The 17,295-nt window shown below is 37.1% G+C and carries 13 protein-coding genes, 3 tRNA genes, 1 pseudogene and 1 other annotated feature; of the genes and pseudogenes, 10 read left to right on the top strand and 7 right to left on the bottom strand.

Translation table 11 applies throughout. The features are described 5' to 3' along the window. Window positions 1–59 precede the first annotated feature (59 nt). Window positions 60–1,295, bottom strand: a complete 1,236-nt coding sequence (locus O3670_RS06995; RefSeq protein ID WP_002883958.1) for a S1C family serine protease — start codon at window positions 1,293–1,295, stop codon at window positions 60–62. A 205-nt stretch (window positions 1,296–1,500) separates the two neighbouring features. On the opposite strand from O3670_RS06995, the gene rlmH reads away from it, so the two are divergent. Both rlmH and O3670_RS06985 read left to right on the top strand, forming a co-directional pair. Next, window positions 1,501–1,980, top strand: coding sequence for a 23S rRNA (pseudouridine(1915)-N(3))-methyltransferase RlmH (gene rlmH, locus O3670_RS06990; protein ID WP_014632473.1), 480 nt, complete (start codon window positions 1,501–1,503; stop codon window positions 1,978–1,980). Between the two features lie 15 nt (window positions 1,981–1,995). Beyond that, window positions 1,996–2,679, top strand: coding sequence for a YoaK family protein (locus tag O3670_RS06985; protein ID WP_270334866.1), 684 nt, complete (start codon window positions 1,996–1,998; stop codon window positions 2,677–2,679). Between the two features lie 24 nt (window positions 2,680–2,703). Here O3670_RS06985 and O3670_RS06980 read toward each other — a convergent pair. Beyond that, window positions 2,704–2,777 (bottom strand) — tRNA-Arg (locus O3670_RS06980). A 186-nt stretch (window positions 2,778–2,963) separates the two neighbouring features. On the opposite strand from O3670_RS06980, the gene O3670_RS06975 reads away from it, so the two are divergent. Together O3670_RS06975 and O3670_RS06970 are read left to right on the top strand one after the other, a co-directional pair. Further along, a tRNA-Glu gene (locus O3670_RS06975) sits at window positions 2,964–3,035 on the top strand. A 22-nt stretch (window positions 3,036–3,057) separates the two neighbouring features. Then, a tRNA-Asn gene (locus O3670_RS06970) sits at window positions 3,058–3,131 on the top strand. 97 nt (window positions 3,132–3,228) lie between these two features. Here O3670_RS06970 and O3670_RS06965 read toward each other — a convergent pair. The 3 genes from O3670_RS06965 to O3670_RS06955 form a co-directional block, all read right to left on the bottom strand. Then, window positions 3,229–5,823 carry a YfhO family protein gene (locus tag O3670_RS06965; RefSeq protein ID WP_371595929.1) on the bottom strand — a complete coding sequence of 865 codons (2,595 nt, stop codon included), beginning with the start codon at window positions 5,821–5,823 and terminating at the stop codon, window positions 3,229–3,231. A 49-nt stretch (window positions 5,824–5,872) separates the two neighbouring features. After that, a complete protein-coding gene (locus tag O3670_RS06960) occupies window positions 5,873–7,495 on the bottom strand; it encodes an ABC-F family ATP-binding cassette domain-containing protein (protein WP_371595928.1) in 1,623 nt (540 codons plus the stop codon). A 66-nt stretch (window positions 7,496–7,561) separates the two neighbouring features. Further along, window positions 7,562–8,434: a YitT family protein gene (locus tag O3670_RS06955; protein WP_002883963.1), complete on the bottom strand. Its 873-nt coding sequence runs from the start codon at window positions 8,432–8,434 to the stop codon at window positions 7,562–7,564. A 144-nt stretch (window positions 8,435–8,578) separates the two neighbouring features. Beyond that, window positions 8,579–8,818: a binding site (T-box leader), on the top strand. Window positions 8,819–8,862: 44 nt separating this feature from the next. On the opposite strand from O3670_RS06955, the gene trpS reads away from it, so the two are divergent. Continuing rightward, window positions 8,863–9,885, top strand: coding sequence for a tryptophan--tRNA ligase (gene trpS, locus O3670_RS06950; protein ID WP_002883969.1), 1,023 nt, complete (start codon window positions 8,863–8,865; stop codon window positions 9,883–9,885). Window positions 9,886–10,063: 178 nt separating this feature from the next. Further along, on the top strand, window positions 10,064–11,545 hold the full coding sequence (gene guaB, locus O3670_RS06945) for an IMP dehydrogenase (RefSeq protein ID WP_013991341.1): 1,482 nt from the start codon (window positions 10,064–10,066) through the stop codon (window positions 11,543–11,545). A gap of 181 nt (window positions 11,546–11,726) precedes the next feature. On the opposite strand, the gene recF is transcribed toward guaB, so the two are convergent. Beyond that, entirely contained in the window at window positions 11,727–12,827 is a 1,101-nt protein-coding gene (recF, locus tag O3670_RS06940) for a DNA replication/repair protein RecF (RefSeq protein ID WP_270282341.1), read from the bottom strand. Window positions 12,828–12,829: 2 nt separating this feature from the next. After that, complete coding sequence (gene yaaA / locus O3670_RS06935) at window positions 12,830–13,207, bottom strand: S4 domain-containing protein YaaA (RefSeq protein ID WP_038676929.1); 378 nt, start codon at window positions 13,205–13,207, stop codon at window positions 12,830–12,832. A gap of 77 nt (window positions 13,208–13,284) precedes the next feature. Between yaaA and yfmF the strand changes: the two genes are divergently transcribed. The 4 genes and pseudogenes from yfmF (at window position 13,285) to pgsA (ending at window position 17,285) form a co-directional block, all read left to right on the top strand. After that, window positions 13,285–14,535 carry an EF-P 5-aminopentanol modification-associated protein YfmF gene (gene yfmF, locus O3670_RS06930; RefSeq protein WP_014635200.1) on the top strand — a complete coding sequence of 417 codons (1,251 nt, stop codon included), beginning with the start codon at window positions 13,285–13,287 and terminating at the stop codon, window positions 14,533–14,535. A 1-nt stretch (window position 14,536) separates the two neighbouring features. Continuing rightward, window positions 14,537–15,814, top strand: coding sequence for an EF-P 5-aminopentanol modification-associated protein YfmH (yfmH, locus tag O3670_RS06925; RefSeq protein WP_014635199.1), 1,278 nt, complete (start codon window positions 14,537–14,539; stop codon window positions 15,812–15,814). 58 nt (window positions 15,815–15,872) lie between these two features. After that, window positions 15,873–16,730 (top strand): annotated as a pseudogene (locus O3670_RS06920) (helix-turn-helix domain-containing protein). A gap of 12 nt (window positions 16,731–16,742) precedes the next feature. Beyond that, window positions 16,743–17,285: a CDP-diacylglycerol--glycerol-3-phosphate 3-phosphatidyltransferase gene (gene pgsA, locus O3670_RS06915; RefSeq protein WP_002885640.1), complete on the top strand. Its 543-nt coding sequence runs from the start codon at window positions 16,743–16,745 to the stop codon at window positions 17,283–17,285. The last annotated feature ends 10 nt before the right edge of the window (window positions 17,286–17,295 follow it).

Raw genomic sequence — 17,295 nt, 5'->3', positions numbered from 1 at the left:
CTTTCCAAAAAAAGACCTTTACATTATTGTAAAGGTCTTTTGACAGATTTGTCAATGAATTAGTCAGACAAGTCTTCTGTAGATTTTGTTAATTTAAGTTCTTCAGTTTTCTTCTCTTTACCACGATAGAAGGTTACCTTGATTGTATCTCCGATACTATGGCTGTAAAGATTGGTTTGAATATCAGTTTTTGAGCTGATTTCCTTACCGTCAATTTCAGTAATAACATCATTTTCTTGAAGTTTACCGTCAGCTGGCATACCTTTTTGAACGCTGCCGACTACCACTCCAGATTTCACATCATCTGGTAAATCTAATTTAGAAGTTGCACTGCTAGAAAGGCTATTAAGATCGGCCATTGAGATTCCTAGGGCTGGTCGTGTAACTTTACCGTCTTTTTCCAATTGATTGATAATCTCGACAACATCGTTTGATGGAATGGCAAATCCCATACCTTCAACGGCGCTACCAGCGACTGCTGACGTTGATGAAATTTTACTTGAGTTAATACCGATAACTTGTCCTTCGATATTGACTAAGGCACCACCTGAGTTACCAGGGTTAATGGCAGCATCTGTTTGGATAGCATTTGTTGAAACAGTTTCACCATTGTCGTTTTGCATAGTTACAGTACGGCTAAGGCTAGAAACGATACCCTCTGTTACTGAGTTGGCATATTCGGTACCAAGTGGGCTACCGATAGCAATTGCCTTCTCGCCGACTGTGAGAGAGTTTGAGTCTGCAAATTCTGCTACGGTTTTAATTTTATCTGAAGAAACTTTGACAACTGCTAGGTCAGAGTAAGTATCTTTACCAACGAGTTCACCAGTAATTTTTGATCCATCTGAAAGCATGATTTCAAGTTTTTTAGCGCCATCGACAACGTGGTTGTTGGTTACGATATAAGCCTCTTTACCATCCTTTTTATAGATAACACCGGAACCTTCACCAGCGACTTGCAACCCATCAGAATCTTTTGATTTGTCTTGGCTAGAATCAGAACTATCATCTCCACCAAAGATACGGCCATAAAGTTCATTTAGAGAATCTGAAGATGACCCTTCTTGGTAATTGATGACAGAAACAACGGCATTTTGTACTTTCTTAACAGCTTTAGTTGTATCTGTTGTATTATTGTATACGGTCTTAGCTGTTTTAACACCTGTATCTGTTGAATTGGTAAAAGATACCCCTGCTGCTGTTAGTAGGATAAAGGCACCTAGTAAACCACCTAGTAAGCCAATAACAAGCATTGCAATTGGCGCTACTATTTTTTTCCAGTTAAATTTTTTCACGTTTAGTCCTCCTTTTTGATAAACATATCAAAGTAAGCTTAATTATATCATAAAGTGATTTTAAAAAACAGTTATCAACAGTCTGTGGATAAGTTTCAAAAAGTGTAGATAAGAAGCTATTTTATAGGGATAACTAAAGATTCTTAACAGGAAAGAGGTGTGGATAAAGTGTTAAAAGATTGTGGATATGTGCTATAATAAGCCTATGAAAGTTAAATTGATTACCGTTGGAAAATTGAAAGAAAAATATTTGAAAGATGGCATTGCGGAGTATGTCAAACGACTAGGACGCTTTACAAAATTTGAGTCTATAGAATTAACGGATGAAAAGACGCCAGATAATGCAAGCGAAGCTGAAAATAAAGCTATCCTAGACAAAGAGGGACAGCGTATCTTGGCTAAAGTAGGTGATCGTGATTATGTCATTGCCTTAGCTATTGAAGGAAAACAATTTCCCTCAGAACAATTTGCTAAAGAGTTAGAGCAGGCGACCCTTAGAGGCTATTCAGATATTACCTTTATTATAGGGGGAAGTTTAGGACTTTCTCCTACAGTGAAAAAGAGGGCTAATCAATTGATGAGTTTTGGTCTCTTAACGTTCCCTCATCAGCTTATGCGCCTTGTATTAGTAGAACAAATTTATCGCGCATTCATGATTCAGCAGGGAAGTCCTTACCATAAGTAGAAGAAGGAAACAGACATGTTCAGAATGAAAAAACGCTCCTATCGTGTTTTTGAAGGATTACGGGTAGCAACTCTAGTGAGTTATATAGGGGGCTTCATTGATGCCTATACTTACAATACTCAAGACGGAAGATTTGCAAGTATCCAGACAGGTAATCTCCTTTATTTGGTTATTCACCTTGTTGAGGGGCATATTGCAAGAGCTTTCAGCTATGTGATACCTATTTTTTTCTTTGTTTTAGGTCAGTTTTTTGTTTTTTTTGTTAAGAAGTGGCTCATTAACCATAAATGGGGATGGCATTTGCAAGCGATTAGACTTGCCTTTCTCTTGATGACTATTCTCGCCATCATTACACCTTACGTTGATTCTACTATTACGATTGCGGGCTTGGCATTTTTTGCCTCTCTTCAGGTAGGGATTTTTAAACGCGTCAGAGGGGTAAATTATGCTTCCTTCATGATGACTGGTAATATTACGAATACCTCTTTAACCGTTGCCAGGGCTATTGACGAGGGGGATCCCAAAGTCCTTAAACAAGCTTCTTACACTACTATTATCATCTTTACATTTATGGTAGGAGTTGCAGCCTCAACTTGGTTTGCTCAATATTTACATGAATACAGCCTATATACGATTTTGCTTCCCTTGCTTGTTTTAAATTATTTCCTATTTATCGAGGCAAAAGAAAAACGCAACTAGAGATTCTAGATTGCGTTTTTTATCTGATCCCAGCAGGATTCGAACCTGCGACCGTTCGCTTAGAAGGCGAATGCTCTATCCAGCTGAGCTATGGGACCAATAACTCTATTAGTTTACAAAATATATAGCAACATGTCAATACTTTGTAAAAGCAAGATAAAAACTAACGTAAAATTCGAATAAATTTAGCAAAATTTAATATTTTTTTTGAAAAAAAGTATAGACAAAATCGAATACTCTGATATAATAATAAGAGTGTTAACGAGATAAAAATCTCAGAACTTGGTCCGTTGGTCAAGGGGTTAAGACACCGCCTTTTCACGGCGGTAACACGGGTTCGAATCCCGTACGGACTATTTTTGCTACTTAGCAGTTTTATCCGCCATAGCTCAGTTGGTAGTAGCGCATGACTGTTAATCATGATGTCGTAGGTTCGAGTCCTACTGGCGGAGTGATAAGACACCTCAAGTTGTATAGCTTGAGTTTTTTTGTACCCAAAGATAAATAAGGTCTGGAACAATTGTTCCAGACCTATTTAATTTAAGATGATTAGCGTTTTTGAATAACTGTTATTTTTCTGATGAAATAAGCGTAGCAACCAAATATGATACTTGCCAATAGACTAATCACTAAACCTGTCTTAAGACCATAGGGAATGAAGGTTAGAACAACTTCACCTTTCCCACTAGGGACATCAACTTTCATGAACCCCTTTTGGGCTCGTTGAATCTTAACTTTTTTATGGTTTATGGTCGCTGTCCACCCCTTATCGTATGGAATGGTGAAGAATAGTGAGGCATTCGTTTTACTACTATAATCAACGAACACTTTATTATTTGACGTCGTAACCTTACTATCACGTTCATTAATAGTATCCATAGCTATCTGATAGTTTTGAGTATCAAGGGCATAAAAACTAGGATTATCAAAGGATATTGCTTTATTGCCAGGAAAACTAAGTTTGATGGTAACCATTGATTCTGTTTCAAAGTAGCCAAGATCGAAGAAATCGAAGGTATTGTCAGTAACTTGATTCCTTGTCACACCATTTACAGTAATTGACAGAGAGTGGTTATTGTCATCGGACCAAGAAATATTAGGAACACTAACATAGAGTTGACTATGTGGTGGAGCGATGACTCGATAGGTGATTGTTACAAAATCTTTATTCGAGTTACTAACGTTTTTAGCAACGCGCTGATTCAAAGACTTAGCATCTTGATCAAAAAGTTGAGATGGAGCTCGTTTAAAATAGGTTAAGTTAAGTCCAGATAGAGCGTTTAGCAAGTTAGTTTGATTGTCAAGCGTATTGACAGTGAAGTCAATATTCTTGTAAATGCCATCAGTTAAGATAGCAAGCTGGCTTGCATTATTATTTTGATAAAGCCCCATTGTTTTTTCAGAAGTTACGTGATTAAAACCATACTTATTAAGGTCAAAGTTGGATAAATTATATTTTATTCCGAAGAGACTATCAGCGATAATGGTGTTATTTTGGTAACGTAGGTTTAAATTAGTCCCTTCAGATTTGAAGCCTAACCTATCGAGTGTTGAGCTTGAAGCAGTATTTCGAATGGATGAAAACTGAGAAATACCATTATAGTTAAATTTCATACTGTCGTTACCAGTTTGAGCCTCTAACCTTTCAGTACGGTAAAAAGTCTTATTCGCTTGCTTAGTATCTGAAACTAGTTTTGTAATGGCAGACATATTTCGTAGGTAGCCTTCACGAGTTGGGAATACCCACTCATTTCCCAGAGCTCCAACAACATAGTAAGTACTTAATGCAAGCTCAAAAATGCAGAATAAGAAGGTGAAACAGCGAAAAACACTCCCAGGAATTTGCTGTCTAAAATAGCTAATAAATAGAATGGCATAGGCTAGAAGAAATGCTAGGCTTAATAGCCAGGAGACTGATTCAATGAAGCTATAGTGAGATTGGAAAATCCAAGTTAGTAAGTAAGCGGTACTCAATCCTAAGAAAGATAGGAGGAGCCTTTTAAAAGAAAACTTTCTAATTCGGTTGAGTGTTTCTCCTGCTAAAAGAACAGTTAGGAGAGATAGGAGCCAAGAATAGCGATGGAGAAACATGTTAGGCGTGTGCATACCTTGCCAAAACAAATCAAGAGGTTGTAAGTAGAAGCTAGCGATAAAGAAAGCTACTAATAAGAGGTAACCTAGACGTAATGATAGCTTGATTTCCCTACTAATAAAGAAAAGTAGAAAAAGAATCAAAGGTAAGATTCCCACATAAATCATAGGGATTGATCCGAATTTAGTAGTATCATAAACTCCAACGAGATTTTTCGCAAAGAAGTCAAAATAATAGGTAGACTCTGTCAACAAACTTGACGCACCTGTAAATTTTTCACCATGTGTTGTCAAGTCAAGTAGCGTTGGCAGCAGCATGACAGCACTACTTAAACCAGCTAGTATAGAGACAATTCCAAAGTCTATGAAATGAAGAATCTTACTCTTCCACCCCTTGATAGTTATCAATTGTACTATGGTGTAAAGGGTTAGGAAAATAGCCATCATATATCCAAAATAGTAGTTTTGGATAAAAAGGCAGGTTAGACTAAAAAAGTATAAGCCCCGTCTATTGAATCTTAGTAAGAGGTGTAAACCTAATATGATTAGAGGTGCTAGAATAAAGGCATCTAGCCAGGTGTTAATTTCTAACTGACTGGTAGCAAAGCTCATCAAAGCAAATCCTGTAGAAAGACATAGGATGAAACTTCTTGACACTTTTGTAAAGAGACGCTTAAAGCTAAAAGCTCCTGAGAGCCCAATAAGACCAAACTTAAGCAGTGTTATATAATAAAAAGCATCGGCCATTTGGTTGACAGTAAAGAAATAGTAAAGTGGAGACAAGAAGGAACCTAAGTAATAGCTTGTTAGAGCATAGAAATTAAGACCTAGCCCACTTGTAAAGGTGTAAAAGAGGCTTCCATCTCCATGAAGTATATTCCTAAGTCCAGTTGCAAAAATCACATACTGATGAAAACCATCACTTGTTAAAATAGTCCGCTCACTACCAGGATAGATTTTTTGGCTATACAGAACACCTATCATGATTAGTACTGGCAAGAAAAAGGCAGCCAGATAAAATAATAAAGTCGTATGGTATTTTTTATTTGTCATAATGATACTAAGACAGGTTGGGATATCCCAACCTGCATCTTTTTATAGTTTAATCAGCCCATAGTGCTTTGACTTTAGCTTGCACTTCTTCATTTTCAAGGAATTCATCATAAGTTTCATCAATACGGTCAATAACCCCATTTTTAGAAACGACTACGATGTGGTTCGCTATTGTTTGGATAAATTCATGGTCATGACTGGCAAAGATAACAGACTCTTTGAAGTCACGGACGCCATCATTCAGACTTGAGATTGATTCCAAATCCAAGTGATTAGTAGGATCATCTAGAAGAAGGACGTTAGATTTCAAAAGCATGAGCTTAGAAAGCATGACACGTACCTTTTCTCCCCCTGAGAGAACACTAACAGATTTATTAACCTCATCTCCTGAGAAGAGCATACGTCCAAGGAATCCACGCAAGAAGGTATCATCATCTTCCCCTTTTTCGGCAAATTGACGGAGCCATTCGAGAATTGATTCACCGGATGCAAAGTCTTTAGAATTATCTTTTGGAAGGTAAGAGCGGCTAGTAGTAACACCCCATTTGATTGTACCTTCGTAGTCAATATCATCGGCAAGAGCACGAATTAATGCAGTTGTTTGAATATCGTTTTGACCGATGATGGCAGTCTTATCTCCTGGTCGCAAGATGAAACTAATGTTATCAAGAATAGTCTCACCATCCATCTTAACAGTGAGATTTTCAACTGTTAGAAGGTCATTGCCGATTTCACGCTCTGCTTTAAAATTGATGAATGGGTATTTACGACTTGATGGGACGATTTCTTCTAGTTCAATTTTATCAAGCATTTTCTTACGAGAAGTCGCTTGTTTAGATTTTGAAGCGTTGGCAGAGAAACGTGCAACGAATTCTTGAAGTTCTTTGATTTTTTCTTCTGCTTTTGCATTACGGTCAGCCTGCAAGCGTGCAGCCAATTCTGAAGATTGTTTCCAGAAGTCATAGTTACCGACATAGAGTTTGATTTTACCAAAGTCAAGGTCGGCCATATGCGTACACACCTTATTCAAGAAGTGACGGTCATGGGATACGACAATGACCGTATTTTCAAAATCAATCAAGAAATCTTCAAGCCAAGAGATTGACTGGATATCAAGACCATTGGTAGGTTCGTCAAGAAGAAGTACATCTGGTTTACCAAAGAGTGCTTTTGCAAGGAGAACCTTGACCTTGTCACCATTAGCCAATTCACTCATGTTTTGATAGTGAAGGTCTTCTGGGATATTTAGATTCTGAAGCAATTGTGAGGCTTCGCTTTCAGCTTCCCAACCACCTAATTCAGCAAAGAGTCCTTCTAGTTCAGCAGCACGGACACCATCTTCATCTGAAAAATCTTCTTTCATGTAGATGGCATCTTTTTCTTTCATGATATCGTAGAGGCGCTCATTACCCATGATAACAACATCGATAACGCGTTCTTCTTCATAGTCAAAGTGGTTCTGACGAAGGACAGAAAGACGTTCATCAGGACCAAGAGAGATGTGTCCTGTTGTTGGTTCGATATCACCAGCTAAAATTTTCAAAAAAGTAGATTTACCAGCACCATTAGCACCGATAAGACCATAAGTATTACCTGGCGTGAAGGCAATGTTAACATCATCAAAAAGTTTACGATCGCTAAAACGAAGCGATACATCTGATACAGTAAGCATATAATATCCTTTATTTTTATTCTTAACTACTATTTTACGAGAAATTAGACTTTATTTCAATTGATTTTACAAGGGATTAATAAAGTCATTTGGAACTCTTTGGTAATCTTTTTGGAGGCTAAATCCACGTCCCATAACTGTAGAAGCAGGAACAATGACGATAAAGGCAGTTTCATCTATTTTTTGGATTTCTTCTTGGACTTTTGGAACCTCATGAGTTGACAAGGTGGTCATAATCATATTTTGTGCATGTCCGGTATGTCCACCAAGAACTGGGATTTTTGTTGCTCCTCGATCAGCCACTCTAGTGATGTAGTTTAGGATTTGTTCACTATTTTGCGAAATGATTAGAAGATTTCGTGATGAATTGAGTCCGACCATCATTTTATCAATTGTAAGAGAAACAACTCCAAGTGAGAGAATGGAATACATAACAGTATCAGGAGGAAAGGCAATAGCACTGATTGCGACAATGATCCCATCGACAATAAGTAGTACCATTCCTAGTGGGAGTGGCGTATATTTGTTGAGAATTTGTGTGATAATTCCAGTTCCTCCAGTTGAGGAATTTCCATAGAAGACTATTCCTAGTCCTAGCCCTAATACAATCCCACCAAAAATAGCAGCCAACAAAGGTTGTTTGGTGAGTGTAGGCAAGCCCTCAGTTAATTTAATAAAAGTTGGGAAGACAAGAGACCCATAGAAGGTTTTTAGGAGAACTTCGCGGCCAAGAAAGAACCAACATAAAATTAACAAAGGGATGGTTGTTGCTAAGACGAAGTTAGCATTATTCCAACCAAAAAGGGCGTTTAAACTAATGGCTAGCCCTCCGACACCACCTGAAGCAATATTATTCTTAACTAAAAGTGAGTTATAGCCAACCGCAGCAATAAAAGAACCGAGTGTAACTAAAAGTATGTCTATTATTCGACGTTTCATATAATATCTCCTAGAAATGATATTCTTATTATCAAGTCTTTTTAAGTTTCCGTCAAGTAATGACTATTTTGGTTGTATCTGAGGTTGTGTTTCACGTGAAACTAGAAACATAATCTTGACAAAAATAGATAAAACAATGTAGAATAATAGTCATCAGAAGAGTAATTCTATCCTTTTTTATAGAGAGCTGGTGGTTGCTGAAAACCAGTATGAAGGTGGAATGAATGGGCTGAAGAGAATTGACAATTAACGTGAACACATAAACGTTAGGTTTGGCACCCCTTATCGTGCAACTTCTTTGTTGAGAAGGTTTGAGATGATAGCTGCAGAATGAGTTATCAACTGAGGTGGTACCGCGTATCAAAAGTGATTAACGCCCTCACGCATGTTTTTGCGTGGGGATTTTTTTGTATTAGAGAGGTAATTATATGACGAAACCTATTATTTTGACGGGAGACCGTCCAACAGGGAAACTTCATCTAGGACACTATGTTGGTAGTTTAAAAAATCGTGTCCTTTTACAAAACGAAGATAAATATAACATGTTTGTCTTCTTGGCTGATCAGCAAGCTCTTACGGATCACGCAAAAGAGTCAGAGATCATCAAAGAATCAATTGGGAATGTTGCTTTAGATTATCTCTCTGTAGGTTTGGATCCAGCGAAGTCAACTATTTTCATTCAAAGTCAGATTCCTGAGTTGGCTGAGTTGACTATGTATTACATGAACCTAGTTTCATTGGCACGTTTAGAGCGTAACCCAACGGTTAAGACGGAAATTGCTCAAAAAGGTTTCGGAGAATCGATTCCAACAGGATTTCTAGTTTATCCAATTTCTCAGGCAGCTGATATCACGGCCTTTAAAGCAAATTATGTTCCTGTAGGTAATGACCAAAAGCCAATGATTGAGCAGACACGTGAAATTGCACGTAGCTTCAATCATACTTATAATTGTGATATTTTGGTTGAGCCAGAGGGAATCTACCCTGAAAATGAAGCTGCAGGACGCCTTCCAGGTCTAGATGGTAATGCTAAGATGTCTAAATCCTTGGGTAATGGTATCTTCCTTTCAGATGATGAGGACACTGTTCGTAAAAAAGTCATGAGCATGTATACGGATCCAAATCATATTCGTGTGGAAGATCCAGGCCAAATTGAAGGTAACATGGTTTTCCATTATCTTGATATCTTTGGTCGCGAAGAGGATGCTACTACAATTGCTGAAATGAAAGAACATTATCAACGAGGCGGTTTAGGAGATGTGAAGACGAAACGTTATCTTCTAGAAATCTTAGAACGTGAGTTAGCTCCAATTCGTGAACGCCGTTTAGAATATGCCAAGGATATGGGAGAAGTTTTCCGTATGCTTGAAAAAGGTAGTCAAGCAGCGCGTGAAGTTGCTGGACAAACATTGGCAGAAGTAAAAGAAGCAATGGGAATTAATTATTTCTAAGAAATAAAAAGTAGGGACTCAAGATAATCTGGAGCCCTATTTTTATTTGGAAAAAGGTTTTCTTAGAATCTTATGCGAAATCTGTTGACAAATCATTTTAGCATGATATGATATTATCAATTAAAAAATAGACTGGGGTTTCTGTACCTCCAAACTTTGAGAAAAGAGGACGATTATAATGTCAAATTGGGACACTAAATTCTTGAAAAAAGGTTACACTTTTGATGACGTATTGCTTATTCCTGCGGAAAGTCATGTTCTACCAAACAACGTCAACTTGAAGACGAAATTGGCTAAAAATTTGACATTAAATATCCCAATTATCACTGCAGCCATGGATACGGTCACAGATAGTAAGATGGCTATCTCAATTGCTCGTGCAGGTGGTTTGGGTGTCATTCACAAAAATATGTCTATTGCGGAACAAGCTGAAGAAGTTCGAAAAGTAAAACGCTCTGAAAATGGTGTCATTATTGATCCATTCTTCTTAACGCCTGAAAATAAAGTTGCTGAAGCTGAAGAGTTGATGCAACGTTACCGTATTTCAGGGGTTCCAATTGTTGAGACACTTGAAAATCGTAAATTGGTTGGTATTATCACAAACCGTGACATGCGTTTTATCTCTAATTACGATACTCCAATTTCAGAACACATGACTTCTGAAAAATTGGTCACTGCTCCAGTTGGAACAGATCTTGAAACAGCTGAAAGTATTCTCCATGAGCATCGTATTGAAAAGCTACCTCTAGTTGATGAAGAAGGTCGTTTGTCAGGACTCATTACTATTAAGGATATCGAAAAAGTTATCGAGTTTCCTAATGCAGCTAAGGATGAGTTCGGTCGTCTTTTGGTAGCAGGTGCTGTAGGGGTTACTTCTGATACCTTTGAACGTGCAGAAGCTCTCTTTGAAGCAGGCGCAGATGCTATTGTCATTGATACTGCACATGGTCATTCAGCAGGTGTTCTTCGTAAAATTGCTGAAATTCGTGCCCACTTCCCAGATCGTACTTTGATTGCAGGAAATATTGCAACAGCTGAAGGTGCGCGTGCACTTTATGAAGCAGGTGTCGATGTCGTTAAAGTAGGTATCGGACCAGGTTCTATTTGTACAACACGTGTGGTTGCGGGTGTAGGTGTTCCTCAAGTCACTGCTATTTACGATGCTGCAAGTGTTGCGCGTGAATACGGAAAAACAATCATTGCTGATGGTGGTATCAAATACTCAGGTGATATTGTAAAAGCTCTTGCAGCAGGTGGTAATGCTGTAATGCTTGGTTCTATGTTTGCTGGTACTGATGAAGCACCAGGTGAAACTGAGATTTTCCAAGGTCGTAAATATAAATCATACCGTGGTATGGGATCAATTGCAGCGATGAAGAAGGGATCAAGCGATCGTTACTTCCAAGGTGCAGTTAATGAAGCGAATAAACTTGTTCCAGAAGGAATTGAAGGCCGTGTAGCTTATAAAGGTTCTGCTGCTGATATTGTATTCCAATTGATTGGCGGTATCCGTGCAGGTATGGGTTATACAGGTGCAGAAGACATCCAGGCTTTACATGATAAAGCTCAGTTTGTTGAAATGTCAGGTGCAGGACTTATTGAAAGTCACCCTCATGATGTTCAAATTACCAACGAGGCGCCTAACTACTCAGCTCATTAATAAACATAAAAGTACTTATCTCAGATAAGTACTTTTTGTTTACAGAGATATTTACAATAAGTTTACAACGTATTTACGTGAGTATAGTTGTTAATAAAGGATTTAGGTTGAAAGAATTTACAACTTGTTAGGCGATACTTGTCACATCTGTCAATTACCCAAAAATAGAAAAACAAGTCATTTAATCGACTTGTTTTTCATAAATATTACCATTCTTAACTAAGAAGGTCTTTAAATCAGGTGGTAGGTTACTCAGATGATCAAGTGAAGTTGTCGTCATGAAGGTTTGAACCTCTTCGTCAATACTTTCTAACAGTTTAAGTTGACGGTGGTTGTCAAGCTCACTCATGACATCATCGAGGAGAAGAATAGGAAATTCACCTGTTACTTTTTTTATCAGAGCAATCTCAGCCATTTTTAAAGAAAGAATGAGGCTACGTTGCTGCCCCTGACTACCGAAAGATGCGTTCATGTCATTGATGTAAAATGTCAAATCATCCCTATGTGGACCAACACCAGTGTTCTTTTTGAAGATATCTCTTTTGTGATTTTGCTTTAACGTGGTTAAAAATGATTCGCGAATAACTTTGTTATTTTCCAGTGGGATATTAGATTCGTAGGAGATTTTAAGGCGCTCTATCTGATTTGAGAGGTTACTATGATGTCTATCTGCCTCCTCCTCTAATTGCTTGATAAATTCTAGTCTATGTTCGATAACTCGTGCTCCAAAATCGGAAAGCTGTTCATCTAACACTGAGAGGAAATTAATGTCTACATTGTCTGTAGATTTGAGATAGGCATTACGTTGTTTGAGTACATGATTATAACTTGATAAGTCTGAGAGATAAACAGGCTTAATCTGTCCTAAATCAATATCTATAAATTTACGTCTCAGGCTTGGAGATCCTTTTACAAGTTGTAAATCCTCAGGAGCAAATAGCACCACAGTCATGTGACCGATATAATCGGATAATTTAGCTTGTTTGAGGTGGTTAACCTTTGTTATGCGTCCTTTATTAGATAAACTGATTTCCAGAGGTAGCTTCCCACTATGACGATACACGATGCCGTTCAGTTTGAGAGTATTTTGTTGAAATTGAATCAGTTCTTTATCTGAACGGGTCCGATGACTACGTGTCAATGCTAGAAAATAGATGGCCTCAAGAATATTTGTTTTTCCTTGGGCATTGCGACCAAGAAAAATATTGAGATGAGGTGAGAAGCTCACAGAGGCTTCAGTATAATTTCTAAAGTGTTGAATATCAATTTTTTCGAGCCACATAGTTAGGTTCCTGGGAAACGAACGGGTTGTCGTTTAGTTTTATTGCTTTCTTTTGACGGATGTGCTTTTTGTTTCTTTTTATTATCCTGATTCATTTTTTTAACAATGGCAGCAACACGTGCTTTTTCAGCGACTTCTTTTTGATGTTCTTCAATTTCATTTGTCGTTGGAGCTACAATCGTTATTTCAAGTTCCTCAGACGGAATGGTAATAACATCTCCATAACGAAGTTTTTTTCCACGACGTTTTTCATCCTCACCGTTGAATAAAACGGTATTATTAGCCAAGAAACCTTTTATAGCTCCGCCACTATGAATGATACTTAATTCTTTTAAAAGTGCCTGCAGTGTGATGTATTCATCAAATAATTTATATTCCATAGTACCTCAACTTTCTCTTGAGATAAGATAGCATAAAAATGGTATAATTGGAAGCATAAACTTTTTAGAGGTTATCAATGAAAATTGCTGATGGTGTCTATGTACACTTCATTCCAACACAAAAATATAAAACTAATCGTATTGTTTTTCGAATGACAGGTTCTTTGAATAAACAAACAATTGCTAAACGAGCCCTAGTTTCACAAATGTTGGCTACAGCCAATCAGACGTATCCAACAGTACAGTCTTTTAAAGAGAGACTAGCTTCTCTTTATGGAACACAGTTGTCAACTAGAGTGTCAACTAAAGGATTGACACATAGCGTTGATATCGAGTTGACATATCTGAAAGATGCTTTTATCCCTACGAATGAAGGATTATTTTGGGAAGTGCTAGGATTTTTGAAAGAGTGTCTTTACAAGCCGCTGTCAAGAGTAGCTCAATACCAAAATAAAGTATTTGACATAGAAAAACAAAATTTAATGACCTACCTGGATGTTGACACAGAGAATAATTACTATTACAGTGAAGTTAAGGGAAGAGAGCTTTATTTTGTGAACGAGGGCTTGAAAGTTCCCAAATATGGTCAAGTAGAACTTGTTGAAGCAGAAACCTCGTTTACAGCTTATCAAGAATTTCAAAGCATGTTGACAAGAGATCGTATTGATATCTTTATGGTTGGAGAATTTGATGATTATCAAGTACTCCAAGCGTTACATCGTTTTCCTTTGGAGGGACGTCAAGTTGATTTACAGTTTAGCTATAGTCAACCCTATGTCAATGTTGTGAAAGAAAAGATAGAACCTAGACAGAGTAGTCAATCTATTTTACAGCTAGGGTACCAATTTCCGTGTCAATATGGAGATAAAGATTACTTTGCTTTAATTGTATTCAATGCCATGTTTGGTGAATTTGCCCATTCAGCCTTGTTTACAACACTTCGAGAAAAGGAAGGTTTGGCTTATTCAATTAGCAGTCAATTTGATATCTTTACAGGTTTACTGGAAGTTTACGCTGGAATTGAAAAATCTAATAGAAATCAGGCTATGCGAGGAATTAGTAGAGAATTGAATTACATTAAATTAGGACGTTTTTCAAGTTCTCTCCTGAATCAAACCAAAAAAATCATACGAATGAATGCCCTACTCTCTGAAGATCATGCCTTAACATTAGTGGAACAACGTTTTAATAAGGTGATTTTTGGCGATAAAAGTCTTTCATTGGAGAATTGGTTAGATGAGATTGAGAAGGTTACTAAAAAAGATGTTTGCCGTGTAGCGCGTCAAGTTAAGCTACAGAGTTTGTTCTTTTTAGAAGGAGTGTCTTAGAATGGCTGCTTTGAAGAAACGTTATTATCAAAAAATTGATGAAGAAGTTTATTCAGCAATTTTAGATAGTGGTATGTCTTTATCAATCATTAAGAAAAAAGGATTTGTAGAAAAAGCCGCCTTTTTGTCAACAAATTTTGGGGCGCTAGATAATCACTTCTATATTGATGGTGAGTTACAATCTTACCCTGCAGGTATTGCTCATTTTCTTGAACACAAGCTATTTGAGGATGAGCAGGGAAGGGATGTGACATTGGATTTTGTCAAGCTTGGAGCTGATGTCAATGCTTTTACAACATTGGAGAAGACAACATATTATTTTTCTACCCTTGACCACTTTGAGGAGTCTTTAGAGCTTTTATTAAAGTTTACATCGAGCTTTACAAGTTCTGAAGATGCTGTCAATCATGAAAAAAGAATTATTGAACAAGAAATAAATATGTATCAGGATGATCCTGACTACAGAGTTTATCTAGGTTGTTTACAAAGTTTGTATCCCAATACTATATTAGGTCAAGACATTGCTGGAAGTGTTGATAGCATTGAAGAAATCACTGTAAAGGACTTGAAAGATAATTTTGATTGCTTTTACAGGCCAGCAAACTGTCATCTCGTCTTAGTGGGCGAATTTGATGTTGAAAAAATTTACAACTTTGTCAACGAAAAACAAAGTAAGTTTACACCACCTGAGAGAATAGTCGAGAAAGAAAAGCACCCCATTGAGTCAGATATCCAAAAATTAGATAGTCTTCAAATGGAGATATTCATCTCAAAACTAGCCATTGGTTTTAAGAGTGTTCCTTTTACTGATAATCGTATGAGAGAAAATATACTGGTACAGTTATTGTTCAATTTACTGTTTGGCTGGACGTCTCCTTATTATCAAAATTGGTATGCTGAAGGAAAAATAGACGAGTCTGTGTCAATTGAATACGAGGTATCTAATCGATATTCATTTGTCATTATGACTATGGACACTGCAGAGCCTATCCGTATGTCAAGTTTAATTCGTCAAGTGATGACATCGGCAGATAAAAAACGATTGTTGACGGAAGAAGCATTGGATCTACAAAAGAAAGCTTTGTATGGTGAATTTTTACGTAGTCTAGACAATATCCAGAATTTAGGAAGCCAATATTTAGCTTATTTTGAGAATGATAAAACATACTTTGATTTTGGTCAGGAACTGATGAGCATTACTTCCAAGGAGTTGAAGGATTTTTTGAATCACTATCTCTCAAATATGGAGATTACCGATTTTGTTGTCTTCCCTAAATAAGTGATTATTTGCTATAATAGAGACACGAAAACAAAGAAGAATATTAGAAAGGGGAAAAATGAAGTTACACTCTCTAGGTGAGCAATTACGTGCAGCGCGTATAAAGAAAGAGTTAAGTTTGTATGATGTAGAAAAAATTTCTGGAGTCGAAGCCCAGTTTCTTCTGGCTATGGAAATGGATCAACTTAAAGCTTTGCCAGAGGACATTCAGCAAGAGGCGCTTGAAAAGTATGCCACTTCGGTTGGTTTAGATGGAAAACGTCTGTTTGAGGAGCAGAGACAGAATGAGCAAAAACTAAAAAAAGAGAAGAAACCAGTTGAACGTAAGGAAGATGCCTTAGCTGCTAAAGCTCCTATGTCACGCTTTTTAAAGCATAAACGTGAAGAAAAAAGAAAGTCTAACTATCTACCTTTACTAATGCTTAGTGCGGTTTCGTTACTTATCATCTGCTCAGTAGGTTATATTATTATTAGACATCTTTCTAATCAACCTCAGGTGATAAAACCAAATACTATCTCTACAGTTAATCATCTGTCAACGGCTAGTAGGGCTAAATCGTCACGAAGCATTTCTGAGGTTACCGTTTCGGGGGCAAATGTTACAACGACAACCCAAGGCAATCAACTAATGGTTGATTTCTCCAATGTAAATTCTTCAGTAGTTTTAGATGTGGAGTTATCAAAAGATAGCGATGACACATGGTTTTCAGTAGATAACTCAGATACTTCAGAGAGTTACCTCCTTTCAAAAACGAAAAACTCAAAATACTCTTTAGATTTTTCTGATAAAACTAAACCAACTTAAATTATTATTGCTCAATCTTCAAAAGTAACTCTAAAGGTAAATGGGGAGTCACTTGATTTATCTCAATTAGATAAAAATACACCTAGCTACCTCACATTAAGAATCCAATAGAATCGAGAAGAAATGTTTAAAAAAGAAAATTTACCTAATTTATTGACACTTGCTAGAATTGTTTTGATTCCTATCTTTTTACTGATGACATCACTTGCGTCAAGTAATGTCATGCATATTGCTGCTGCGGTTGTCTTCGCTATTGCCAGTATTACAGATTATTTAGATGGCTATTTGGCACGAAAATGGCATGTTGTTACTAATTTTGGGAAATTTGCAGATCCATTGGCAGATAAGATGCTAGTGATGTCAGCATTTATTATGTTAGTCGGTATTAATCAAGCGCCAGCTTGGGTGGTTTCAGTTATTATCTGTCGTGAGCTTGCAGTCACAGGTCTTCGTCTTTTATTAGTGGAGAATGGTGGTACAGTTCTCGCTGCAGCTATGCCTGGTAAGATTAAGACAGTGACTCAGATGTTATCTATCATTCTATTATTGTGTCATCTGCATTTTGTAGGAACAATTATGCTTTATATTGCTTTGTTCTTTACAATTTACTCAGGCTATGATTATTTCAAAGGTGCAGGTTTCTTATTTAAGGATACTTTCAAGTAGTACGATAAAT

This window comes from Streptococcus sp. 27098_8_74, from assembly GCF_041431705.1.
Lineage (GTDB): Bacteria > Bacillota > Bacilli > Lactobacillales > Streptococcaceae > Streptococcus > Streptococcus salivarius_E.
The sequence above is the reverse complement of the archived record's forward strand: the minus strand, read 5'-3'. Positions and strand labels throughout refer to the sequence as shown.